This window comes from Acidovorax sp. CCYZU-2555, from assembly GCF_018413525.1.
Taxonomy (GTDB): Bacteria; Pseudomonadota; Gammaproteobacteria; order Burkholderiales; family Burkholderiaceae_C; genus Comamonas.
Genome location: NZ_JAHCDD010000084.1, coordinates 1 through 24,073 on the forward strand (window position 1 = coordinate 1; position 24,073 = coordinate 24,073).

Here is a 24,073-nt window from a genome sequence, read left to right on the forward strand (position 1 = left end):
GTGGCGTTCAGCTGAATCCGACTCAACCCGCGGCACCTCAGGCTGCGCTGGGCACTCGACCCACCGCAGCCCAACTCAGCGGCGTTCAGCTGAATCCGACTCAACCCGTGGCACCTCAGGCTGCGCTGGGCAATCGACCCACCGCAGCCCAGCTCAGTGGCGTTCAGCTGAATCCCACTCAACCCGTGGCACCGCAGCCCGTCATGGGCAATCGACCCACCGCAGCCCAGCTCAGTGGCGTTCAGCTGAATCCGACTCAACCCGCGGCACCTCAGGCTGCGCTGGGCAATCGACCCACCGCAGCCCAGCTCAGCGGCGTTCAGTTGAATCCGACTCAACCCGCGGCACCGCAGCCCGTCATGGGCAATCGACCCACCGCAGCCCCGCTCAGTGGCGTTCAGCTGAATCCGACTCAACCCGTGGCACCGCAGCCCGTCATGGGCAATCGACCCACGGTAGCCCAGCTCAGCGGTGTTCAACTGAATCCGCCTCAACCCGCAGCACCGCAGCCCGTCATGGGCAATCCACCCATAGCAGCGGCTGCTCGACCGGCCCTGCCAGCGCAATTGCGCGCAGAAATTGCGGCGCGTGCCGCGCAGGTTCGACCATCGGTGCCTGTTGAGAGCCAGTCCGCGGCACAGCCTGTGGTGGACAGCCCGACTGCCGCCCAACTCGATGTCGTTCAAATGAGTCCGGTTCACCCCGTGCTTGCGCCAGCCACCGAGCCTGTGCGTATGGTGGCGACCGACGACGTGCCTGAGGCGAGCGCGGAGCATATTCCTGGCGTACCGCAGGGCGCGACGCAGGATGCCGAAGCGGCAGCACCCGAAGTGCCGCCAGTGGACGCTGTCACCGCGGCCCCGCCGGTGCAGGACCTGGGCCCGCAGTTGTCGTATCGAGTGGAAATGCCGTTGGTCTCGGCCCTGCCGACTCAATTGCGCCAGGGCGATCTGACCATGCTGGGCGATCTGCACAAGCGCATGGGCGATGAAGCCAGCGATGCAGGGAATGAACTGCGTGCCTGGGGCCGCCTTGTGCGCGCCGATTCCAATATTCGCCAAACCGGCACGGTCGCCCCGCAAAGCCGCGGCCACCTCGATGGTTTCCAGGTGGGCCATGATCTCTATGCCGAGCAGGGCGTGAAGGCCGGCGTGTATTTGGGCCAGCTTGAAGGCAATATGAGCGTCAACGGCCTGGCCAATGGCCTCGGGTACGAGTCCGCGGGTTTCAACCGTCTGCAAAGCCGGTATCTTGGGGCTTACGGCACCTGGCAGGATGCCGCAGGTTTCTATGCCGACGGCGTGTTGCAGCGGGCGGGCTATCGCAGCCAGTTGCATGCGGTCGATGGCAGCCAGTCGCGCGTCAAGGGCGATGGCTGGCTGGCATCGCTCGAGGTCGGCAAGGCGTTCGCGATCGACAGCCAGTGGCAGATCGAACCCCAGGCCCAGATCATCTATCGCCATATCCGTCTGGACGACACGGCGCTGAGCATGGCGACGGTGCAGCACAAGGTGGAAAGCGACTGGACACTGCGTCTGGGCATGCGCATCAAGGCCAGCCTGGACACTTCCGCGGGCCAGTTCCAGCCTTATGGCCGTATCAACGTCTACAAGGCCAGCCGCACGGTGGATGGAGCGCGCTTCATCACGCCGGTCGCCACCACCGACATCCGGACCCAGGGCGGTTACACCACCACCGAGCTGGCCGCAGGCGGCACCCTGCAGTTGAACCAGCGCACCAGCCTATATGGTGAAGTGGGACACCGTTGGGCCAACGGCGGCGACGCGCGTGTGAAGAGCGGCGTGCAGGTCTTCGCGGGCCTCAAGCTGCACTGGTGACCTCGGGCCGCGCCTGGGCTGGTACAAGGCCTAGGCAGGCTGCGACAGGCAGCTGCCGTTGACAAACACCTTGAGTTCGCCGGTCTTGAAATGCGTCCATTCCTCGTTTTTGGTCAACGGTGCGGTGACGATGATCGCGACGCGGTCGTTGGGCGTGGTTTCATGCGCGAAGTCGACGCTCAGATCTTCGTCCGCCAGCTGCGCCTGGGGAAAGGGATGGCGGCGCTCGGTGTAGCACAGCGCGGTCGTCGCATGGGCCCAGAGCGCTTCGCCGTTGGACAGCAGGAAGTTGAAGGTGCCGTGCGGCGCGATGCGCGCCGCGAGATCGCGCAGCGTATGGGTCAGTTCCTCGATGCTGGGCAGGCCGGCGTGCGACTTCCACAGCTCCTGCATGATCCAGCAGAAAGCGCGCTCGCTGTCGGTGTCGCCTATGGGGCGGAAATGGGAATGCAGCTTGGGCGCGTATGCCTTGAGGTCGCCGTTGTGCGCAAACACCCAGTTGCGGCCCCACAGCTCGCGCACGAAGGGGTGGCAGTTCTGCAGGCTGGTCACGCCCTGGGTGGCCTTGCGGATATGCGCGATGACGTTGCAGCTTTTGATCGGGTATTCGCGTATCAGCTGGGCCACGGGCGATGTCACGGCGCGCTGGTGGTCGACGAAGTGGCGCAGTCCCTTTTCCTCGAAGAACGCAATGCCCCAGCCGTCGGTGTGATCACCGGTATTGCCCGCGCGCTGCGCAAAGCCGCTGAAGCTAAAGCGCACGTCGGTCGGGGTGTTGCAATTCATTCCAAGAAGCTGGCACATGGTGAGGTCGGGGAAAACAAAGAAAAAAGCGCGGCGTGAGCCTATAGCCTAACTTCCACAGCGGCTTCTGTGCACGAAAAGTGTGCAATGCGGGGGGATAGTGCTGGTATGGGACGCGACGGGGGCGCCAAACTGCGCTGCAAACCCGTCGTCAAGCGCCGCCGCGGGTCTGCGGCAGCCTGGGCGCTTCTGGCATTGCACCGGAAGCGTGGTGGGGTATCAGCTGCGTTCGGACCAGAGCACGCCGCCTGTGGACCAGTTTTCGCGCTTCACATCGGTGATCAGTATGTCGACCGACTCGGGCGAGCCGCCCAGGACTTCGACGCTCACGCGGGTGATTTCCGCGACGAGCTTCTTCTTCTGTTCGATGGTGCGGCCTTCCATCATTTCAACGTGGTACGTAGGCATGAAAACTCCTGGGAAAAAACAGACATCATATCGGCGGTCTGGCGCTTATTCACCCGTCGGCACGGGCGCCAGCGCGGCGCAGGCCGGGCACAGGCAGGCCTGGTCGCGCGCGCTGTCGGGTATCTGCGCCAGCGTGGCGGGGGCGATGGTTGCGCCCATGCACCAGCAGTCTTCGGGCGGCGTGGCCGCGACGACCGCGCATTGATTGCTGCGGCCGCACAGGGGGCAACGGGTGGGGTCGGGGGGCGCGGCAGGGCGGGACATGCGCAAGTGTAGGGCGCCTGGGTGTGCCATGCGCGCTAAACAATTTTGAGGGCAGGCCGTTCATCCTTCGACGCGGCCGGCGAGGCAGGCTCAGGACGAACGGAGTGTGCTCAGTGCGAACGGGCAGGGCGCAGGGCCGCGCCCGTTCTGGAATCGGTCAGGCCGCGGCCTTGACCTTCTGGCGCCAGGCGTGCAGCAGGGGCTCGGTGTAGCCCGAAGGCTGTTCCAGGCCCTTGAACACCAGATCGCAGGCCGCGCGGTAGGCGTAGGAGCTGTCGAAATGGCCGGCCATGGGGCGGTACAGCGGGTCGCCTGCGTTCTGCTGGTCGACGATGGCCGCCATGCGCTCGAAGGTTTCGCGCACCTGGCCTGCGCTCACCACGCCGTGCAGCAGCCAGTTGGCGATGTGCTGGCTCGAGATGCGCAGCGTCGCACGGTCTTCCATCAGGCCCACGTTGTGGATGTCGAGCACCTTGGAGCAGCCCACGCCCTGGTCGACCCAGCGCACCACATAGCCCAGGATGCCCTGGACGTTGTTGTCGAGTTCCTGCTGGCGTTCGGCGTCGGACCACTTGGCTTCCTTGACCACGGGCACCTGCAGAAGGCCCGCGAGCAGGTCGTCGCGCGCGGCGTCTGCATTGGTCTTTTCTAGTTCGGCCTGGATCTCGGCGACGTTGACCTGCTGGTAGTGCAGCGCATGCAGCGTGGCGGCCGTGGGCGAGGGCACCCAGGCGGTGTTGGCGCCGGCCTTGGGGTGGGCGATCTTCTGCTGCAGCATGTCGGCCATCAGGTCGGGCATGGCCCACATGCCCTTGCCGATCTGTGCGCGGCCGCGCAGGCCCAGGCCCAGGCCGATCAGCACATTGCTGCGCTCATAGGCGGGCAGCCAGGCGCTGGTCTTCATGTCGGCCTTGCGGACCATGGGGCCGGCGTGCATCGCGGTGTGCATTTCGTCGCCCGTGCGGTCCAGGAAGCCGGTGTTGATGAAGGCCACGCGCGCGGCGGCGGCGGCGATGCAGGCCTTGAGGTTGACGCTGGTGCGGCGTTCCTCGTCCATGATGCCCAGCTTGACGGTGTTCGCCGGCAGGCCCAGCACCTGTTCGACGCGGCCGAACAGTTCATCGGCAAACGCGGCTTCGGCCGGGCCGTGCATCTTGGGCTTGACGATGTAGACCGAGCCTTCGCGGCTGTTGCGGATGCCGTTGGCGCCCAGGCCCTTGAGGTCGTGCAGCGCGATCGCCGTAGTGACCATGGCGTCGAGAATGCCTTCGGGAATTTCCTTGCCTTCGGCGCCCCAGAGGATGGCCGGGTTGGTCATCAGGTGGCCCACATTGCGCACGAACATCAGCGAGCGGCCATGCAGCTTGAGCGGCTGGCCGTCGGCGCCGGTGTATTCGCGGTCGGGGTTGAGGCCGCGGGTCACGGTCTTGCCGCCCTTGTCGAAGGATTCGGTCAGCGTGCCCTTGAGGATGCCCAGCCAGTTGCTGTAGCCCAGCACCTTGTCTTCGGCATCGACGGCGGCGATCGAGTCTTCCAGGTCGAGAATGGTCGACAGCGCGGATTCGAGCACCACATCGCTGACGCCGGCCGCATCGGTCTTGCCGATGGCCGTGCCGCGGTCGATGCGGATGTCGAGGTGCGAGCCATGGTTCTTGAGCAGCACCGACGAGGGCGCCTCTGCACTGCCTTGATAGCCGACGAATTTTTCGGGGTTCTTGAGGCCGGAGATCTGGCCGTCGGTGAGCGTGACGCTCAGCTGGCCGTTGACGACGGCGTACAGCGCGGCCTGCTGGTGCGAGCCCGTGGCCAGCGGCGCCGACTGGTCGAGAACGTTGCGCGCGAAGGCGATGACCTTGGCGCCGCGCACGGGGTTGTAGCCCTTGCCCTTTTCGGCGCCCTCGGCTTCGCTGATCACGTCGGTGCCGTAGAGCGCGTCGTACAGCGAGCCCCAGCGCGCGTTGGCGGCGTTGAGTGCATAGCGGGCGTTGAGGATAGGCACCACCAACTGGGCGCCGGCCTGGGTCGCGAGTTCGGCGTCCACGCCCGTGGTCGTGGCCTGCACGTTCTGCGGCGGCTCGACCAGGTAGCCGATGCGGCTCAGGAAGCTGCGGTAGCCGGCCATGTCGGTGATCGGGCCGGGGTGGGCCTTGTGCCAGGTGTCGAGCTCGGTCTGCAGGCGGTCGCGCTCGGCGAGCAGCGCCGCGTTGCGCGGGGCCAGGTCGCTGACCAGGGCGTCGAAGCCTTGCCAGAACGTCGCGGGGGCGACGCCCGTGCCGGGCAGCACCTGGTCATTGATGAATTGGTGCAGTTCGTTGGCTACCTGCAGGCCGTGGACGGTGGTGCGATCGGTCATGGAATAAACCTCGGAATGGAAAAAGGGGCATCGCTGCGATCAGCGCAGGAGATGGAGCTACTGTATTTGAATTGTTTGTGCCCATAAACCGCTTCAAAAGTGCAGAACTCGTGACTTTTACGCAAAAGTGAGCGCGCAGGCCATGGCGCAGCGCGCCGCAGAGGTATCTGCACGCCGGTGTCGGGCTTTGTCTCCATAATCCCAGCATGGACAAACTCAAGGCGTTCGAGTCATTTGTGTCGGTGGCCACCAAAGGCAGCCTCACGGCGGCGGCCAAGGCCGAAGGCGTGGCCCCGGCCATCATGGGGCGGCGGCTTGACGCGCTCGAAGAACATCTGGGCGTCAAGCTCATGGTGCGCACCACGCGGCGCATCTCTCTGACGCACGAAGGCAGTGCGTTTCTCGAAGACTGCCAGCGGCTGCTCGGCGATGTCGCGAATGCCGAGGCCAGCGTCTCGGCCGGCGGCGTCAAGGCCACGGGCCATTTGCGCATCACCGCGCCCGCGGGCTTCGGCCGGCGCCATGTCGCGCCGCTGGTACCGCGCTTTCGGGATCTGCATCCCGAAGTCAGCATTTCGCTCAATCTCAGCGACCGCGTGGTGGATCTGGCGGGCGAAGGCTTCGACTGCGCGGTGCGCGTCGGCGATCTGCCTGATTCGTCGCTGGTGAGCGTGCGCATCGCCGACAACCGCCGCCTGTGCGTGGCCACGCCCGCCTATCTGGCGCGCCGCGGCACGCCCGCCCACCCCAGCGAGCTGGCGCAGCACGACTGCCTCACGCTGTCGAGCGATGCATCGCAGACGCGGGGCTGGGCCTTTCGCATTCCGCAGCCCGATCAGAGCACGCACGACGTCGTGCATTTCAAGTCGGGCGGACCGCTGGACTGCTCGGACGGACAGGTGCTGCATGATTGGTGTCTGGGCGGCTGGGGCATTGCCTGGCGCAGCACCTGGGAAGTCGAAGCGGAAATCGCCGCGGGCCGCCTCGTGCCCGTGCTCGAAGAGTTCGCCGCGCCGCCCAACGGCATCTATGTGGTCTTCCCCCAGCGCAAGCACATGCCATTGCGCGTGCGGCTGTGGATCGACTACCTGAAGCACCACTATCAACAAGCTGAATTCTGGAAAAACGGAGTTGCCCCATGACCCTCGAAGCCACGCTCGCCGCCCTGCATATTCTTGCCATCCTGACCCTGGTGGTCTTTCTATCGAGCCAGGCGGCGCTGTGCCGCACCGAATGGATGAACGCCGCGGTCGTGCGCCGGCTCGCGCGGCTCGATGTGATCTATTTGGTGGCCGCGGTGGCGCTGCTGCTCACCGGACTCGCGCGGCTGTATTGGGGTACCAAGGGCATCTCCTGGTATGTCTCGCAGCCGCTGTTCCATGTGAAGATGACGCTGTTCGTGCTGGTCGCCGGGCTGTCGATCAAGCCGTCGCTCACCTTCCGCCGCTGGGTGCGCGGCCTGGCTGCCGGCCAGGCGCTGCCCGATGCGCAGGACGTGGGCAGCACGCGCCGCTGGATCATGGTGCAGGCGCATCTGGTGCCGGTGATTGCCGTGATCGCGGTGTTCTGGGCACGGGGGATGTAAGAGCCGTCGATGGCCCTTCGACAGGCTCAGGGCGAACGGGGGCGCTGGACGCATGTTCAGCGGCTGACGCACATATGCCACACGGTCGAATTCTCGCTGGCGGCACAAAGCGGGGCGGGCACGTAAAATCCCGCGATGCTCTCCGTCAAACTGGAATTGCTCGCGGCCCTGGCCGCTGAGCTGGAAAAATTGTCGCCCGGCGCCGGTGCGCGCGCCGCTTTCGAATCCCCCAAGGTGGCTGCGCATGGCGATTACGCCTGCACGGCCGCCATGCAGCTGGCCAAGGCCGCCAAGCAGAATCCGCGACAGCTGGCGCAGACGCTCAGCGATGCGCTGATGGCCACGCCGGCGTTCACGCGCTGGGTCGATGCGCTCGAGATCGCCGGCCCCGGCTTTCTGAACGTGCGACTCAAGCCCGCGGCAAAGCAGGAAATTGTGCGCGAAGTGCTGTCGGCGGCGCAGGCGTTCGGTCAGCAGCCTTCCCGTTCGGAAAAGCTGCTGGTCGAGTTTGTCTCCGCCAACCCCACGGGTCCGCTGCATGTGGGCCATGGCCGCCAGGCCGCGCTCGGCGATGCGTTGTGCAATCTGTTCTCGACCCAGGGTTGGGACGTGCACCGCGAGTTCTATTACAACGACGCGGGCGTGCAGATCCAGACGCTGACCAACAGCACGCAGCTGCGCGCCAAGGGCTTCAAGCCCGGCGATGACTGCTGGCCCGTCGATCCCGAGAATCCGGCCAGCAAGGCGTTCTACAACGGCGACTACATCCAGGACATCGCCAACGACTTCCTCGCGAAGAAGACCGTCAAGGCCGACGACCGCGAGTTCACCGCCAACGGCGATGTCGAAGACCAGGACAACATCCGCCAGTTCGCCGTTGCCTATCTGCGCAACGAGCAGGACAAGGATCTGCAGGCATTCAACCTGCGCTTCGACGAGTACTACCTCGAGTCCAGCCTCTACACCTCGGGCCGCGTGGACCGCACGGTCGAGCGCCTGATCGCCAACGGCCACACCTACGAACTCGACGATGCGCTGTGGCTCAAGTCGACCGACTACGGTGACGACAAGGACCGGGTGATGCGCAAGCGCGACGGCGGCTACACCTACTTCGTGCCCGATGTGGCCTATCACATCGCCAAGTGGGAACGCGGCTTCAGCAAGGTCATCAACATCCAGGGCACCGACCACCACGGCACGATCGCCCGGGTGCGCGCGGGCCTGCAGGCCGCTGATGTGGGCATTCCGCTGGGCTACCCCGATTACGTGCTGCACACCATGGTGCGCGTGGTGCGTGGCGGCGAGGAAGTCAAGATCAGCAAGCGCGCGGGCTCGTATGTGACGCTGCGCGATCTGATCGAATGGACCAGCAAGGACGCGGTGCGCTTCTTCCTGCTGAGTCGCAAGCCCGATACCGAATACACGTTCGATGTCGATCTGGCCGTGGCGCAGAACAACGACAACCCGGTGTACTACGTGCAGTACGCGCATGCGCGCATCTGCTCGGTGCTCAAGGCCTGGGGCGGTGACGCGGCCACGCTCAACACCGTCGACCTGTCGGCGCTCGAGGGCCCTCAGGCCCAGGCGCTGATGCTGCAGCTGGCCAAGTACCCCGACATGCTGACCGCCGCGGCGCAGGGCAATGCTCCGCATGATGTGACGTTCTATCTGCGTGATCTGGCTGCTGCCTACCATAGCTACTACGACGCCGAGCGCATTCTGGTCGACGACGAAGCCGTGAAGCTGGCGCGCCTGGCGTTGATCAGCGCGACCCGCCAGGTGTTGCACAATGGTCTCGCAGTGCTGGGCGTGTCCGCTCCAGAACGCATGTAAACCGATCACATCATGAAGAAACAGCAACGCGGCGGCACCATTCTCGGGATCATTCTTGGCATCATCGTCGGCCTGGGCGCAGCCCTTGGCGTGGCGGTGTACGTCAGCAAGGTCCCCGTCCCCTTCCTGAGCAAATCGTCGAAGAACGCCGATCAGGACGCGGCCGAGGCCAAGAAGAACAAGGATTGGGACCCGAACTCGCCGCTGTACGGCAAGAACCCCGCGCGCATCACCGTGCCGGCGGCTCCCGATGCGGCGACCGGTACCGTGTCCAGCGGCGCCGTGGCGCCGGTGACGACGGGCGTGACGCCTGCGCCTACCGAAGCCCCGGCCACGACGGCGCCCACGGCCCCCGTGACCGCGACGGCCCCGGCAAGCACCAAGCCAGACGCCAAGGCGGACCCCAAGGCGGCAGCGTCGGGTGATCCGCTCGGCGATTTGGTCAAGGCCAAGTCGGCCGAAGCCAGCGCCGCGGAAAGCTTCAATTACTTCGTGCAGGCCGGCGCCTTCCGCAGCCCGTCCGACGCCGAAGCACAGCGCGCCAAGCTGGCCATGCTGGGCTGGGAGTCGCGCGTCAGCGAGCGCGAGCAGAACGGCCGCACGGTGTTTCGCGTGCGCGTAGGCCCGTTCGGCAAGCGCGATGACGCCGAGCAGCTCAAGGGCAAGCTCGAAGGCGCGGGCGTCGATTCCGCGCTGGTGCGAGTGCAGCGCTGAACTTTTCCGCGCGCGCGCCCTCTGACCTATCAGAACCGAACAAGGAGTGTTGTTTCATGAAACGCCGTGAGTTTTCCCTGGCTGCCGCAGCGGCAGCTTCCGCTTCCGCTTTTTCCTTCGTCGCCACGCCTGCGCTGGCACAGGCTGCGTTCAAGGAAGGCAAGGATTACACCAAGCTGGCCAAGCCCGTGGCGACCACGGCTGGCGCCGGCAAGGTCGAAGTGATCGAGTTCTTCTGGTACAGCTGCCCGCACTGCCACGCCTTCGAGCCCGCATTCGCGGCCTGGAAGTCGGCAGCGCCGGCCGATGTGGTGGTGCAGCGCGTGCCCGTGGGCTTCAACGCGAGCTTCGTTCCCCAGCAAAAGCTGTACTACGCGCTGCTCGCCATGGGCAAGCTCGATGAAGTCCACGCCAAGGTGTTCCGCGCGATCCACGTCGAGCGCAACCGCCTGGCCAAGGACGACGACATTTTCGAATGGGTCGGCAAGCAGGGCGTGGACGTGAACAAGTTCAAGGAAAGCTACAACTCGTTCACCGTCTCCAACCAGGTGCGCAAGGCGACCCAGCTGCAGCAGGATTACAACGTCGAAGGCGTGCCTTCGATCGGCGTCGCCGGCCGCTTCTACACCGACGGTACGATGGCTGGCAACATGGCCAACGTGCTGCGCGTGACCGACCACCTGATCACCGTGAGCCGCAAGGGCTGATAGCCCCTGGCGCATGTGTTTCGAGCCCGCCTTGCGCGGGCTTTTTTGTTTCCGCGCGCCTGTCAGTCCCATCATCATCCCCAGGTTCCAGCCGGGGGGTGGCGAATTAATGGGTGACACGCCCTACAATGGCTGCAAGATTCGTGCCCTCCATGAAAAAACGCCTACTCCCCCTCCTTTTGCTTTCCGCCCTTGTCTGCGGCGCGGTGCAGGCCGAAAAGGCCGACCGCAACAAGCCCATGAACATCGAGGCCGATGCACTGCGCCACGATGAACTCAAGCAGACCAGCGTCTTCACCGGCAACGTGGTGATGACCAAGGGCACGGTCGTGCTGCGCGGCGCGCAGCTCGACGTGCGCCAGGATGCCGAGGGCTACCAGTTCGGTACCGTGATCGCGGCGCCGGGCAAGCGCGCGTTTTTCCGACAAAAGCGCGACACCTTGCCGGGCGCGCCCGACGAGTATGTCGAAGGCGAGGCCGAAGTCATCGAATACGACGGCAAGGCCGACAACGTCAAGCTGATCCGCCGCGGCGAGCTGCGCCGCTACCGCGGCACGGCGCTGAGCGACGAGATCACGGGCGCGGTGATCGTCTACAACAACCTCACCGATGTGTTCACCGTCGACGGCCAGGCGCGCTCGCCGGGCAGCGGCAGCACGGCTTCGGGCGGGCGGGTGCGCGCCGTGCTCGCGCCCAAGGAGCTGCCGCCGGCGCCCGCGCCCGCTCCGGCCGCGAACCTGCGCCCCAGCATGACCATCGAACCGAAGAAATGAGCTGCGTTCCGTGAACCCAACCCCGCCTGAATCCAGCCGCCTCGAAGTCAAGCACCTGGCCAAATCCTATGGCAGCCGCAAGGTGGTCAAGGACGTTTCACTGGCCGTGCAAAAAGGCGAGGTCGTGGGCCTGCTGGGCCCCAACGGCGCGGGCAAGACCACGTCGTTCTACATGATCGTGGGCCTGGTGCGCTGCGATGCCGGCGATATCTTCATCGACGGCCAGGCGGTCGGCAACATGCCTATCCACCAGCGTTCGCGCCTGGGGCTGTCTTATCTGCCGCAGGAAGCGTCGATCTTCCGCAAGCTCAGCGTCGAAGACAACGTGCGCGCGGTGCTCGAGTTGCAGCGCGACGATGACGGCAAGCCGCTGGCGCGCGACGAAATCGAGCGCCGCCTGCTGGCGCTGCTGCAGGAGCTGCGCGTCGATCATCTGCGCGCGTCGCCTGCGCTGGCGCTGTCGGGCGGTGAACGCCGGCGCGTCGAAATCGCGCGCGCGCTGGCCACCCAGCCGCGCTTCATTCTGCTGGACGAGCCTTTTGCGGGCATCGATCCCATCGCCGTGATCGAGATCCAGCGCATCATCGGCTTTCTCAAGGCGCGGGGCATCGGTGTGTTGATCACCGACCACAACGTGCGCGAAACGCTGGGCATCTGTGATCACGCTTTCATCATCAGCGACGGCCATGTGCTCGCGCAGGGCACGCCCGCGGAGATCGTGGAAAACGCCGATGTACGCCGGGTGTACCTCGGCGAGCACTTCAGGATGTGAGCGCCATGTGCACGAGCTTGTGTCGGTTTGAGGGGGAATGCTGTTGAAGCCGGGTCTGTCTCTACGCGTATCGCAGCATCTCGCACTCACGCCCCAGTTGCAGCAATCGATCTGGCTGCTCCAGCTCTCGACGCTGGAGTTGAGCCAGGAAGTCGAGCACATGCTCGACGACAACCCGTTCCTGGAACGCACCGCTGAAGAAGCCGAGCGCGAGGAATTCGGCCTGGCGCAGTCCGATGTGCCGGCACAGCGCGACGACTATGCCGACGACGCGTATGCGTCGACCGCGTCGACCAGCGAAAAATCCAGCAGCAGCGAAACCGACGGCAGCGAAGTCACGGCCGCGGCCGATGCCGCGCCCGATTGGGAAGGCGACGGCAGCTCCGACCTCGCGCCCGACGACAGCGAGTGGGGCGGCGAAGCGCGTGCACGCAGCGGCGATGACGACACCGAAGCCCAGGATCTGGCCCACGGCCACGAGTCGCTGACCGATTTCCTGCACCGCCAGGCGCTGTCGCTGCGCCTGGGCGATGTCGATCGCGCGGCGCTGCGCTTCATGATCGAGTCGCTCAACGAACATGGCTATCTCGAAGATCCGCTCGAGGAACTTGCCGCGGGCCTGGCCGGGCCCGATGCGCTCGAGGAGCAGGAAGAGCTGGTGCACCACTTCACGGTGGCGCTGCGCCTGCTGCAGTCGCTGGAACCCGTGGGCGTGGGCGCGCGCAACCTTGCCGAATGCCTCACGCTGCAACTCCAGCATCTCGCGCAGCTCGACGACGAACAGACCGATGCCGCGACCGTGCAGACCGCCTTGCGCATCTGCGAGCAACCCATGGATCTGCTGGCCCGGCGCGATGTGCGCCGGCTGATGCAGGCCTGTGGCGCGAGCGACGAACGCATTCGCGCGTCCATGGCCCTGATCGCGCGGCTCGAGCCCCGGCCCGGCCGGCGCTTTGCCGATGTGGAGCGCAACCTGATCGTGCCCGATGTACTGGTGCGCAAGATGGCGCGCAGCAGCGGCGACGGCCAGCCGCAGTTCAGCGTGCAGCTCAATCCCGACGTGATGCCGCGGCTGCGCGTGCACGACATTTATGCCAACGCCTTGCGCGGCCACAAGGGCAGCGAAGGGCATGCGGGGCTGCAGCAGCGACTGCAGGAGGCGCGCTGGTTCATCAAGAACATTCAGCAGCGCTTCGACACCATCCTGCGCGTGTCGCAGGCCATCGTGCAGCGGCAGAAGAATTTCTTCACCCATGGTGAACTGGCGATGCGCCCGCTGGTGCTGCGCGACATCGCCGACGAGCTGGGCCTGCACGAGTCGACGATCAGCCGCGTGACCACGGCCAAGTACATGTCGACGCCCATGGGCACCTATGAACTCAAGTATTTCTTCGGTTCGGGCCTGGGCACCGAGACCGGCGGCAATGCGTCGAGCACGGCGGTGCGCGCGCTGATCAAGCAGTTCGTTGCGGCCGAAAACCCGCTCAAGCCGCTGTCGGACAGCCAGCTGGCCGACATGCTCAAGGAGCAGGGCATCGAGTGCGCACGCCGCACCGTGGCCAAATACCGCGACGTGCTGAAGATCGCGCCGGCCAATCTGCGCAAGTCGCTGTAGACGCCAGGGTCTGGCAACATGACCTCGAATGTTCGCACTTCACGGCAAACGCGTATCCTTGCCCCCCTGCTATGAATCAACTGCAACTGTTTTTGCCCTGCGCCGCCGGCGTTGAGGACTATCTGGCCGAAGAGGCCCACCGTATCACGGGGCTCACGGGACACGACCTGCTCGTCGGCCGTGGCGGCGTGATGCTGCGCGCCTCGTGGCGCGACGCGCTGCTGCTGAACCTGCACAGCCGCCTCGCGCAGCGCGTGCTGGTGCAACTGTCGACTTCGCAATACCGCAGCGAGAACGACCTGTACCGCGCGGCCAGCGAAGTGGCCTGGGAAATCTGGTTCACCACGCGCCAGAGCTTCAAGATCGAAGTCACGTCTCAGCACAGCCCGCTGACCAGCCTGAATTTCGCCGCGCTGCGCGTCAAGGACGCGATCGCCGACCGCTTCCGCGCCAAGACCGGGGTGCGTCCCGACGTCGAGACCCGCTACCCCGATCTGCGCGTGCACCTGCACCTCACCACGGACGAAGCGACGATCTATATCGACACTTCGGGCGAAGCGCTGTTCAAGCGCGGCTGGCGTGAAGACAAGGGCGATGCGCCGCTCAAGGAAACGCTGGCCGCGGCGATGATCGCCGCCACCGGCTGGGATCCGCACGGCGACAACCCGCAGCCGCTGTATGACCCCTGCTGCGGCAGCGGCACGGTGGTGATCGAAGCGGCCCAGATCGCCTGCAAGATTCCTCCAGGCATCCAGCGCCGCTTTGCGTTCGAGAAGCTCGTGCCGTTCCAGCCCCATGTCTGGGAAGCGATCGTGCGCCAGGCCGAAGATGCGATCTGCGAAAGCCCGGTGGGCATCTACGGCTCGGACGTCTCGCACCGCATGGTCGACTTCGCCGAACGCAATGCCGAGCGCGCGGGCGTGGCCCGGGCCGTGAATCTGCGCGGCGGTGACGCGCTGCAGCGCATGCCGCCTTGCGAGCAGCCCGGCGTGATGGTGCTGAACCCGCCTTACGGCGAGCGTATCGCCGCGGCCGGTACCGCGGGCCGCAATGCGGCCGAGCGCATGGGCCAGGTGGAGCAGGTGGGCCGCGAAACCGCGCAGACCGAAGACGGCGTCGAATTCTTCAACGAATTGGCTTCGCACTGGAAGAAGAATTACAGCGGCTGGCAGGCATGGATGCTCACGCCCGACCTCAAGCTGCCCGGCAAGATGCGCCTCAAGGAGTCGCGCCGCGTGCCGCTGTGGAACGGCCCCATCGAATGCCGCATGTTCCGCTTCGACATGATCAAGGGCGCGGTCAAGCCGCGCAAGAACGCCGACGGCGCTGCTCCCCAGGCATGAAGATCGTGCTGCGCTGGCCGCAGTGCAACGCGGCCCATGCGGCCGTGGACGGCGCACTGCCGCGGCCCCTGGTGCTCGATACCAACATGGTGCTCGATCTGCTGGTCTTCAACGACCCGGCGATCGCGCCCGTGCGCGCCTTGCTTGCCGAAGGCGCGCTGCACTGGATCGCCGATGCCGCGCAGCGCGTGGAACTCGAGCGCGTTCTGGGTTATCCACAGATCGCGCCGCGCGTCGCTTTCTACGGCCTGAGCACGGCCGGCGTGCTCGCGGCTTTCGATGCCGGCGTCGACTATCAGCCGGAAGCACCCGCGATACAGATCGTCTGCAAGGACCCCGACGACCAGCATTTTCTCGCACTCGCGGTGCAGCACCGCGCCTTGCTGCTGAGCAAGGACAAGGCGGTGCTGGTACTGCGCAAGCGCCTGGCGTTGCGCGGTGCGACGGTGGGCAATCTGCTGTTCGCGTCCCAGCCCGAAGCCGCGCTCGCGGGCTGAATCCCACCGGCGCCGGCGCGCGCCGGGATACTCCCATGCCCGGCTGTGACTATGCCGGGCGGCTACACTGCCGGCAATTGTCTGCTGCGTGCACGCGCAGCCCCGGCCGTGTCGCGCTCCTGTGAGGGCTGCGGCCTCCACGAAAGTTTCCACCATGACCGAACAAAACACTCCCATTCCCGCCGATGAAGACCTGGCGGCCGCCGAAGCAGCCCTGGACGGCGACGCGCTCGAAGAGCTGGACCTGATTCTCGAAGACCTGCGTTCGCGCGGCGAAGAAATTCCCCAGTGGGAATTCTGCGACGGTTTCCTCACGGCCCTGGTCTGCACGCGCCGTGCGATTCCCGCCGCGGAGTACCTGCCCATGCTGCTGGGCGACGGCGCCGAACTCGAAGCCGCCGAAGGCCAGCCCCTGCCCAAGATCGAAGCGTTCAAGGACATCGAGCAGCAGGAACGTTTCCTCGCGCTGTGGCAGGCACGCTGGGATGAAGTTTCCCAGCAGCTCGACGCCGACGTGAAGACGCTCGACGACGAACGCACGTTCCAGCCCGAGGCCATGGACATGCGCGGCGCGATCGCCAGCCTGCCCGAGGAAGAGCGCGCTGAAATGGAAGGCCAGGAGATTCCTTCGTTCGGCCAGGTCTGGGCGCTGGGCTTCATGTTCGCCGTCGAAAACTGGCCCGAAGAGTGGGCTGCTCCGCGCGACAAGGAAGCCGCGCAGTGGCTGGACGCCGCGCTGGAATCGGTCGTTGCCCTGACCGAAGACGACACCGGCAAGCCCGAAGTCTGCATGTACGACGAAAACGGCCCGGCCAGCACCAGCCAGGCGCGCGTGGAACAGTTCGGCGAAGCCATCTGGGGCATCTATGACCTGCGCCAGCTGTGGAAAAGCATGGGCCCGCGCCAGGAAACCATCGTCAAGGGCGTGCAGCCCGGTCGCAACGATGCCTGCCCCTGCGGCAGCGGCAAGAAGTTCAAGAAGTGCTGTGGTGCATAAAGCCCTTTGAACGGCGGGCGCTGCATCGACAGCGCCCCTTTCTTTGATTTCTTGTTGGAAAGGCGCGTGCAACGCGCCTTTATTGTTATGGCCACCCCTTTGCTGACCCGTCTGCGCGCCGAATGGGCGCCCAGCATTCCGCGTGAACTGCTGGCCGGCGCGGTCGCGACGTTCGCGCTGATTCCCGAAGTCATCGCGTTCTCGTTTGTAGCGGGCGTGGACCCGGCGGTGGGGCTGTATGCCTCGTTCGTGATCAGCATCGTCATCGCTTTCGCGGGCGCGCGCCCGGCGATGGTGTCGGCGGCCGCGGGCTCGGTGGCGCTGGTGGCCGCGCCGCTGGTGGCTTCGCACGGCCTGTCGTATCTGCTGGCCGCGGGCCTGCTCGCGGGCCTGGTGCAGATCATCTTCGGCTGGCTGCGCATGGGCCTGCTGGTGCGCTTCGTCTCGAGTTCGGTGCGCACCGGTTTCGTCAATGCGCTGGCGATCCTGATCTTCAGCGCGCAGCTGCCGCATCTGCACAAGGCCAACGGCGCGGGCTGGGCGCTGCTGGCGCTGGGTCTGGCGCTGATCTACGGCCTGCCCTGGATGGCGCGGCGCCTGAACTTCGCGGCGCTGGCGGCGATTCCTTCACCGCTGATCTGCGTGCTGGTCTTGACGCTGCTGGCCGCGGGCCTGGGCCTGCCGGTGGCGACGGTGGCCGACCTGGGTCATCTGCCCGACGCCTTGCCGGCGTTCGGTCTGCCCGACGTTCCGTTGGTCTGGGACACGTTGCGCATCATCCTGCTGCCCGCGATCGCGATCGCCATGGTGGGCCTGCTCGAATCGGTGCTCACGGCGGCCGTGGTCGATGAAATGACCAACACGCCCAGCGACAAGAATCGCGAATGCACGGGGCTGGGCCTGGCGAACGTCGCGGCCAGCTGCTTCGGCGGCATCGCGGGCTGCGGCATGATCGGCCAGGCCGTGGGCAACGTGACCTATGGCGGGCGCGGCCGGCTGTCGACGCTGTTCGCGGGCGTGTTCCTGCTGCTGCTGATCGTGCTGCTCAAGCCCTGGGTAGCGCTGGTGCCTGTCGTGGCCCTGGTGGCCATCATGGTCACGGTGTCGGTGGCCACATTCAACTGGGCCAGCATTGGCGAGATCGCACGCCACCCCAAGACGTCGACGACGGTGATGCTGGCGACGGTGGCGCTGACCTTGGCGACGCACAATCTGGCCGTCGGCGTGGCCGTGGGCGTGCTGCTCAGCGGCGTGTTCTTCATGGCCAAGGTGTCGCAGCTGCTGCAGGTGCGCAGCGCGGACGACGATCTGACGGGAACGCGCACCTGGACTGTTTCAGGCCAGGTGTTCTTTGCCTCGGCCGATGCGCTGGTCGACGCGTTCGACGTGCGCGGCGCTGAAGGGCGCGCGGTGCGCATCGACGCCAGCGGTGCGCAGTTCTGGGACATCACCGCCGTGGCCGCGCTGGAAAAAGTCGTGCAGCGGCTGCGTGCGCATGGGTGCGCTGTGGAGGTCTCGGGGCTCAGTGCCAGCAGCCGGCAACTGATGAAAAGAGTGAAGTAACGGCTTTTTAGCGCAGGCCGTTCATGGTTCGACGGGGTCGCCACGAACGGGAAAACCGTTCGGGCTGCCCATGCTTGAACCGAGCAGCTACCCCAAACGCCGCAGCAAGCCCTTGAGCGCATGCTCCACCGTCTGCTGCCGCACCGCCGCGCGATCGCCGTCAAAGCGCAGGCATTCGGCATCGGTGTGGCCGTCGACGCTCCAGCCGAACCAGACCGTGCCCACGGGCTTGGCCGCGGAGCCGCCGCCGGGGCCGGCGACGCCGGTCACGGCCACGCTGCATTGCGCGCGCGAATGCGCGAGCGCACCGCGCGCCATCGCCAGCGCCACGGTTTCGCTCACGGCGCCATGGGCATCGATCAGCGCGGCGTCCACGCCCAGCATTTCGGTCTTGGCCTGGTTGGAGTAGCTCACGAAGCCGCGTTCGAACCAGTCGCTGGAACCCGCGATGTCGGTACAGGCACCGGCGATCAGTCCGCCGGTACAGCTTTCGGCCGTGGCCATCTGCGCGCCGCGCGCCAGCAGCGCCGCGGCGAGTTCGGTGACGAGTGTGCGGGTCATTGAATTCAGAAGAAGAAATGGCGCCACAGCGCGATGGTCAGCAGCGTGCAGCCCGCGGCGACCAGGTCGTCGAACATGATGCCTATGCCGCCGCGCCAGCCAAAGCCCTTGAACAGCTGGTCGGCCCAGCGCACGGGCTGGGGTTTGACGGCGTCGAAGAAGCGGAACAGCGCGAACGCGCACAACTGGCCCCACCAGCCCATGGGCATGCAAAGCCACAGCACCAGCCAGATGCCCACGACTTCGTCCCAGACGATGTGTCCCGGGTCGGCAATGCGCATGTGCTGGGCGGTGACGGCGCAGGCCCAGCAGCCCACGAGCAGCGAACCGGCGATGATCCAGCCGATCTGCGACGGCGTGAACCAGAGCTGCAGCAGCAGGAACGTGAGCCAGCCCCACAGGCTGCCCACCGTGCCCGGCGCGATGCGGCCCAGTCCGGAGCCCTGGCCCAACGCGATGAAATGTGCGGGGTGGGCCAGCATGAAGCGCATGCTGGGGCGGTAGGGCGTGGGCGGCTTGCGGGATGGGCGGGGCGCCTCAGCAGGCGTGGCGAAAGGGCGTGACATACGTGAATTAAAAATGGATTTGAAAATTCATAGCTTAATTCTATGATTTCCGTAGCCTTGACGTTTGTGAGAGTATGCGCCGCCGTCCTCGTCTCTCAAACGGAAAAATGGTCGAACGATGCGTAGCGCTCTAGCAGCTCCTGTCCCTGCGAGTCGAGCAGTCGCAGTCCTGCTTGCGGCTGCACGCTGCCTATGCGCGTGACCGGTGTGTCGCTGGCCAGCGCCGCCGCAGCGACCTGGGCGCGCAGTTCTGGCGCGGCGGTGAAGCACAGCTCGTAATCGTCGCCGCCGGCGAGCGTGCATTTCCTGACCAGTTCCTCATTGTCCGCCAGGTCTGCGGCCAGCAGCGGGCCGGTGAGTCGCGTGTCTATGCAGGCACCCACGCGCGACTGCGCGAGGATATGGCCCAGATCGCCCAGCAGGCCGTCGCTGACGTCGAGCGCGCTGCTGGCGATGCCGCGCAAGGCCTGGCCCAGCGCCACGCGCGGCGTCGGCATTTCGAGCCGCAGGCGCGCCGCGGCCAGCGTGGCCGGGGGCAGGGTCAGATGGCCAAGCAGGGCTTCGAGCGCCAGGCGCGCGTCGCCCAGCGTGCCGCTGACGTAGATGTCGTCGCCCGCGCGCGCGCCGCTGCGCAGCAGCGCCTGGCCCGCGGGCACTTCGCCGAAGACGGTGATGCAGATGTTCAGCGGGCCTTGCGTGGTGTCGCCACCGATCAGCTCGCATTCGTGCGCGTCGGCCAGCGCGAGCAGGCCTTCGGCAAACGCGCCAACCCAGGCGCTGTCGGCGCGCGGCAGTGAGAGCGCCAGCGTGAACGCCAGCGGCCTGGCTCCGCAGGCCGCGAGGTCGCTGAGGTTCACGGCCAGCGCCTTGTGGCCCAGGCGCAGCGGGTCCACATCGGCAAAGAAGTGCCGGCCTTCGACCAGCATGTCGCTCGACACCGCGAGCTGCATGCCCGGCGTGGGCGCGAGCAGCGCGCAGTCGTCGCCCACGCCCAGCGCGGCGCGGCGCACGGGGCGCGTGAAGAACGTACGAATCAGATCGAATTCACCCATCTCAAGGCTTTCTGAATTTAGTTCACTGCCGTGCGATACCGGCGTGAGGCAGGTCAGGGACACCGAGCAAGGGCCGCACCTAGGCGGCCCCCCCGCAGCGAGGGTGTCGTCCCTAGCCGGGCGCCCCCCTCCACCGAAGGTTGAGAGGGGGAAGCGCGGGGTGGCCCGGCCACGAAGTCGCTCAGGGGGTGATTCATATTGGTTGACCGCGAAAACGCATTGCTGCCTGGCGGCTGGTTTCGGCCAGCAGCTGTTCTTCGCGCTGGCGATCGCGCAGCCAGCGCGCGTCGTTCTGGCCTTTTTCCACATCGGTGCGCAGCAGGTGCAGCGAAGGCGCTGCGCCCTGGCGCGCGGCGTGGGTGGCGATCTGGTCCATGGTGTGCAGGATGTGCTCGGCCAGCGGCTGGTGGCGGCCCGTGCCGGGATCGACATAGACGGCGTCCAGCCCGAAGCGGCAGGCCTGGAAGCGGTTGTAGGTGTAGACCAGGTAGTCGTCCTCGCTGGGCGTGAACGGCTGGGTGTCGAGGAACCAGGCCGCGAGCGACTGCACGAAGCCCGACAGCGCGGCCGCGCGCTCTATGGTCAGCGGCGTGTCGAACACGCGGATCTCGATGGTGCCGAACTCGGGCTTGGGCCGGATGTCCCAGTAGAAGTCCTTCATGCTCTTGACCACGCCCGTGCCGGTCATCTTGTCGAAGTAGTTCTCGAATTCGCCCCAGGTCAGCACGCAGGGCGCCCGTCCCGACAGCGGGAAGGCGAACACCGAGTTCAGCCGCGCGGAGTCGAAAGCGGTGTCCTGGCCCTGCACATAGGGGCTGGACGCCGACAGCGCGATGAAATGCGGAATGTAGCGCGACATGCGGTGCAGCATCAGCAGCGCGGCATCGGCATCGGGGCAGCCGATGTGCACATGCTGGCCGAAGATGGTGAACTGCTGGGCCAGATAGCCATAGAGATCGGACAGCTCGCGAAACCGCGGCTTGTCGTAGATGCGCTGCTCGTGCCACTTCTGGAACGGGTGGGTGCCGCCGCCGGCGATCGCGATGTTGAGCTTGTCGGCGTTGCGCACCAGCGCGTCGCGTATCGGCGTGAGCTGGCCCAGCACTTCGGACGCCGAGTGGCAGATGGCCGTCGAGATCTCGATCATGCTGCTGGTCATTTCGGGCACCACGCTGCCGGGCAGCGGGGTCTTGGCCATCAGGCGCAGCATGTCTTCGGCGTAGGGCGCGAGGTCGTAGTCGTGGGTGTTGAGCAGTTGCAGCTCGAGTTCCACGCCCAGCGTCAGCGGTTCGGAATGGTGAAAAGCTTCAAGGGCCATTGCGGTCTCCAGAGGCGTTGCTGCGGCCGAACAGCCGCAGGATCTTGGCGCTTTCTCCCGCGCGGTGGAAAGCCAGGCTGGCGACCACGGCGCCGAACAGCTCCATCATCAGAATCATGGGCAGGGCGACGCGCGAAATCATCTGGCCGCTGTCGGGTGCGGCCGCCACGAACTGCGAGGCCAGCAGCAAGGCCACCGAAGACATGGGCGCCATCGCGCAGCTGACCCACATCGCCTGGCGCCAGCTCGCGCCGCTGCCCACGTTGCCCAGGCCCACGCCTATGGCCTTGGCCAGCAGGCGCACGATGATCACGGCCAGCACCACGCCGGCCAGCGGCAGGTTCCAGTCGGCCTGGGCGGCCACGGTGGAGACCAGCACGAACATCATCATCGTCAGCAGCGTCGAGGCCGTGCCCAGCTGGCGCGGCCAGGCCCATGGGCGGGGATGCAGGTGCTTGAGCAGCATGCCGCCCAGCAGCGCGGCCAGCGGCGCCGAGCCGCCCAGATGCGCGGTCACGGCCGTGCCCGCGGCGATCAGTGCCAGCACCAGGATAGAGGTGTTCTCGCTGGTCGGACTCATGACGCGCAAGGCCAGGCGCATCAGCAGCGACAGCACGGCCGCGACCAGGATGGACACGCCCAGCACCACGGCCACGGCGGACGTGCCGTCGAGCAGCGTCTGTCCGGGGCGGTGGAACACTTCGGCCTGGGCGCTGCCCAGCGTCAGCGCGTAGAGCGTCGACAGCGTCGCCAGCACCATCGAGCGGTCGGTGACCGCGCCGGCCGCGCGCATGTCGGTGATCACGCGCGACAGCACCAACGGCGAGGCGGCCATGGCCACCATCGCGATCGGGCTGGCGACGTCGACGGGCGTGTCGAGCCAGCGCAGCAGCCAGAGCACGGAGAAATAGGTCAGCGCGGCTTCGGCGATGCTTTGCACCAGCACCATCGGGTTATGGCGGAACCAGCGCAGCGGAATGCGGCCGCCGCATTCGAACAGCACCAGCGAGACACCGAGTTCGAGCATGAACAGGCTGATGCCTTGCAGCGGCCAGGGCGCGCCGCTGAAGCCGGCAAAACCGACCAGCGCACCCACCAGCGAATAACCCACGACCTTGGGCAAGCCTATGTAGCGCTGGCACAGCGAGCCGCCGATGGCGGCCAGGGCCAGCAGCAACGACCATTGCAGGGTCACCAGTCCGGCAGACGGGCGCAGCCACTGCGCCCAAAAGCCCGTGAGATTCTCCATTGTGTACTCCTCCTGCTGATAGCTTTTTGGCCCGGCCGGCTGATCCGGCCTGTCGGCGACTGCCCGTGGACTTTATCCTGCGTCTGCCCGAAGGCAGTGCAGGACAAGTCCTCTTCAAGGTTTGAAGAAACTCAGCGGCGCCTGGCGCAGGCGCGCACGGATTGCGCGGTAGATGCGCGCGCGGTCCACGCCGCTCACGTTGTGCGCGCGCACCGCGAGGCGGAATGCCAGCAGGAAGCTGACGATCACATTCAGCGCGCCGTTGAACGGCAGCATGGCCATGGCCCACCAGAAAGCGCTGTCGTGCAGCACTTCCATGCCCAGCGTCATGCTGGCCACGCCGATCTGGCCGGCCGACAGCGTGATGTGGCGCACTTCGAGGCCCAGGCCGAAGAAGCCGACGAAGGCCGGCACCAGACCCAGCATCAAGCCGAGCGAGATATTCGACGCAAAGCCGGAAATGTTCTTGCGCAGAAACTGGGCCCAGCGGTCGGCGCGCGCCACGCCGAGGAACTCGGTGATGCGCGGGTTGTAGCGTATCGCGGAGTCCATGCGCCGCAGCACGAACCAGTTTTCGGCCCAGCCCGCGACCAGGCTGCTGGTGAACAGCAGCACGCCGGTGAACGCCGCGAACAGCACCGAAGGCCCGAGCAGGCTCAGCGAGTCGAGCACCTGGTCGGCATGGCCGACATCGAGCGGCGGGTGGCCAAACGACTTGAGGAAGATCCAGGACAGGCCCAGCGCCGTGGGCAGCACGACCAGCACATTGCCCAGGATCGCCGCGACCTGTGAGCGCGCGAGATTCGCGACTTCGCTCACAAAGTCCTCGACCGACTTCTGGTCGGGCAGTTCCTTGAGCTTGGCGGCCATGGCCGGCGCGGTCATCGCGGGCTGTTTGGTGGCCACGGTGAACAGCAGCAGCTGGATCAGAATGAAGCTGATCGAGTAGTTGATGCCCGCGAGCAGTCCACCCCAGAATGCCGACAACGCGAGAGAAGCAAGCGCAAACTTCATCAGCGTGGTGAAGGCCATCACCATGCCGCCGCCCGCGGCCTTGCCGACCATGGCGCGGTATTCGCTGGCGTTGCGCGTGATGTAGTGCTCGCCGGTTTCGGCGCTGCGCTCGACGACCTTGGCGGCGAGCAGCGAGGAGTTGGCCGAGAACAGCGCGCGCAGGCTGCGCCGCTCGCGCGCCACGCCGACCAGGTGGGCCAGCAGCGGCGCGGCTTCGGCGACCGGGCGCTCCGAGGTCAGGCAGTCG

23 protein-coding genes are annotated in these 24,073 nt (G+C 66.3%); 13 read left to right on the top strand and 10 right to left on the bottom strand.

From position 1 onward, the window contains the following. Window positions 1-686: 686 nt before the first annotated feature. Window positions 687-1,838, top strand: a complete 1,152-nt coding sequence (locus KHY18_RS27195) for an autotransporter family protein (protein WP_249729326.1) — start codon at window positions 687-689, stop codon at window positions 1,836-1,838. 30 nt (window positions 1,839-1,868) lie between these two features. Here KHY18_RS27195 and KHY18_RS22790 read toward each other — a convergent pair whose 3' ends face one another. The 4 genes from KHY18_RS22790 to KHY18_RS22805 form a co-directional block, all read right to left on the bottom strand. Next, window positions 1,869-2,642: a class II glutamine amidotransferase gene (locus KHY18_RS22790; protein WP_213305374.1), complete on the bottom strand. Its 774-nt coding sequence runs from the start codon at window positions 2,640-2,642 to the stop codon at window positions 1,869-1,871. Between the two features lie 219 nt (window positions 2,643-2,861). Then, window positions 2,862-3,050, bottom strand: a complete 189-nt coding sequence (locus KHY18_RS22795; RefSeq protein ID WP_159918343.1) for a 4-oxalocrotonate tautomerase — start codon at window positions 3,048-3,050, stop codon at window positions 2,862-2,864. A 45-nt stretch (window positions 3,051-3,095) separates the two neighbouring features. Beyond that, window positions 3,096-3,314, bottom strand: coding sequence for a cysteine-rich CWC family protein (locus tag KHY18_RS22800; protein ID WP_213305376.1), 219 nt, complete (start codon window positions 3,312-3,314; stop codon window positions 3,096-3,098). A gap of 157 nt (window positions 3,315-3,471) precedes the next feature. Further along, window positions 3,472-5,667, bottom strand: coding sequence for a malate synthase G (locus tag KHY18_RS22805; protein WP_213305378.1), 2,196 nt, complete (start codon window positions 5,665-5,667; stop codon window positions 3,472-3,474). Between the two features lie 206 nt (window positions 5,668-5,873). On the opposite strand from KHY18_RS22805, the gene KHY18_RS22810 reads away from it, so the two are divergent. From KHY18_RS22810 to KHY18_RS22865, 12 genes are all read left to right on the top strand, one after another. After that, window positions 5,874-6,809, top strand: coding sequence for a LysR family transcriptional regulator (locus KHY18_RS22810; RefSeq protein WP_213305380.1), 936 nt, complete (start codon window positions 5,874-5,876; stop codon window positions 6,807-6,809). Continuing rightward, complete coding sequence (locus KHY18_RS22815) at window positions 6,806-7,252, top strand: DUF2214 family protein (RefSeq protein ID WP_213305382.1); 447 nt, start codon at window positions 6,806-6,808, stop codon at window positions 7,250-7,252. Before KHY18_RS22810 ends, KHY18_RS22815 begins: the two co-directional genes overlap by 4 nt. A gap of 135 nt (window positions 7,253-7,387) precedes the next feature. Beyond that, window positions 7,388-9,085: an arginine--tRNA ligase gene (gene argS / locus KHY18_RS22820; protein WP_213305385.1), complete on the top strand. Its 1,698-nt coding sequence runs from the start codon at window positions 7,388-7,390 to the stop codon at window positions 9,083-9,085. A gap of 12 nt (window positions 9,086-9,097) precedes the next feature. Then, window positions 9,098-9,799: an SPOR domain-containing protein gene (locus tag KHY18_RS22825; protein ID WP_213305388.1), complete on the top strand. Its 702-nt coding sequence runs from the start codon at window positions 9,098-9,100 to the stop codon at window positions 9,797-9,799. A gap of 56 nt (window positions 9,800-9,855) precedes the next feature. Then, entirely contained in the window at window positions 9,856-10,506 is a 651-nt protein-coding gene (locus KHY18_RS22830) for a thiol:disulfide interchange protein DsbA/DsbL (RefSeq protein WP_213305391.1), read from the top strand. 152 nt (window positions 10,507-10,658) lie between these two features. Beyond that, entirely contained in the window at window positions 10,659-11,279 is a 621-nt protein-coding gene (lptA, locus tag KHY18_RS22835; protein WP_213305394.1) for a lipopolysaccharide transport periplasmic protein LptA, read from the top strand. Window positions 11,280-11,289: 10 nt separating this feature from the next. After that, window positions 11,290-12,051 carry an LPS export ABC transporter ATP-binding protein gene (gene lptB / locus KHY18_RS22840; RefSeq protein ID WP_502769396.1) on the top strand — a complete coding sequence of 254 codons (762 nt, stop codon included), beginning with the start codon at window positions 11,290-11,292 and terminating at the stop codon, window positions 12,049-12,051. A gap of 43 nt (window positions 12,052-12,094) precedes the next feature. Next, entirely contained in the window at window positions 12,095-13,666 is a 1,572-nt protein-coding gene (locus KHY18_RS22845; protein ID WP_213305428.1) for an RNA polymerase factor sigma-54, read from the top strand. Between the two features lie 71 nt (window positions 13,667-13,737). Beyond that, window positions 13,738-15,009, top strand: a complete 1,272-nt coding sequence (locus KHY18_RS22850; protein ID WP_213305397.1) for a THUMP domain-containing class I SAM-dependent RNA methyltransferase — start codon at window positions 13,738-13,740, stop codon at window positions 15,007-15,009. Beyond that, on the top strand, window positions 15,006-15,506 hold the full coding sequence (locus KHY18_RS22855; RefSeq protein ID WP_213305401.1) for a PIN domain-containing protein: 501 nt from the start codon (window positions 15,006-15,008) through the stop codon (window positions 15,504-15,506). The genes KHY18_RS22850 and KHY18_RS22855 overlap by 4 nt, the downstream gene beginning before the upstream one ends. 154 nt (window positions 15,507-15,660) lie before the next feature. Next, complete coding sequence (locus KHY18_RS22860; RefSeq protein WP_213305404.1) at window positions 15,661-16,503, top strand: YecA/YgfB family protein; 843 nt, start codon at window positions 15,661-15,663, stop codon at window positions 16,501-16,503. An 87-nt stretch (window positions 16,504-16,590) separates the two neighbouring features. Further along, a complete protein-coding gene (locus KHY18_RS22865) occupies window positions 16,591-18,066 on the top strand; it encodes a SulP family inorganic anion transporter (protein ID WP_213305407.1) in 1,476 nt (491 codons plus the stop codon). Between the two features lie 87 nt (window positions 18,067-18,153). Here KHY18_RS22865 and KHY18_RS22870 read toward each other — a convergent pair whose 3' ends face one another. The 6 genes from KHY18_RS22870 to KHY18_RS22895 all read right to left on the bottom strand — a co-directional run. Further along, window positions 18,154-18,627 carry a CinA family protein gene (locus KHY18_RS22870; RefSeq protein ID WP_213305410.1) on the bottom strand — a complete coding sequence of 158 codons (474 nt, stop codon included), beginning with the start codon at window positions 18,625-18,627 and terminating at the stop codon, window positions 18,154-18,156. 5 nt (window positions 18,628-18,632) lie between these two features. Further along, window positions 18,633-19,118 carry a phosphatidylglycerophosphatase A family protein gene (locus KHY18_RS22875; protein WP_249729328.1) on the bottom strand — a complete coding sequence of 162 codons (486 nt, stop codon included), beginning with the start codon at window positions 19,116-19,118 and terminating at the stop codon, window positions 18,633-18,635. A gap of 170 nt (window positions 19,119-19,288) precedes the next feature. After that, window positions 19,289-20,245: a thiamine-phosphate kinase gene (gene thiL / locus KHY18_RS22880; protein ID WP_213305416.1), complete on the bottom strand. Its 957-nt coding sequence runs from the start codon at window positions 20,243-20,245 to the stop codon at window positions 19,289-19,291. A 193-nt stretch (window positions 20,246-20,438) separates the two neighbouring features. After that, the gene (locus KHY18_RS22885; RefSeq protein ID WP_213305419.1) at window positions 20,439-21,563 is read right to left on the bottom strand and encodes a YbdK family carboxylate-amine ligase; all 1,125 of its coding nucleotides are present in this window, start codon (window positions 21,561-21,563) and stop codon (window positions 20,439-20,441) included. Then, on the bottom strand, window positions 21,553-22,812 hold the full coding sequence (locus KHY18_RS22890) for a cation:proton antiporter (RefSeq protein WP_213305422.1): 1,260 nt from the start codon (window positions 22,810-22,812) through the stop codon (window positions 21,553-21,555). Before KHY18_RS22890 ends, KHY18_RS22885 begins: the two co-directional genes overlap by 11 nt. 114 nt (window positions 22,813-22,926) lie before the next feature. Next, window positions 22,927-24,073, bottom strand: a 1,147-nt coding sequence (locus KHY18_RS22895; protein ID WP_249729327.1) for a transporter-like protein, incomplete at its 5' end; no start/stop codon positions are given.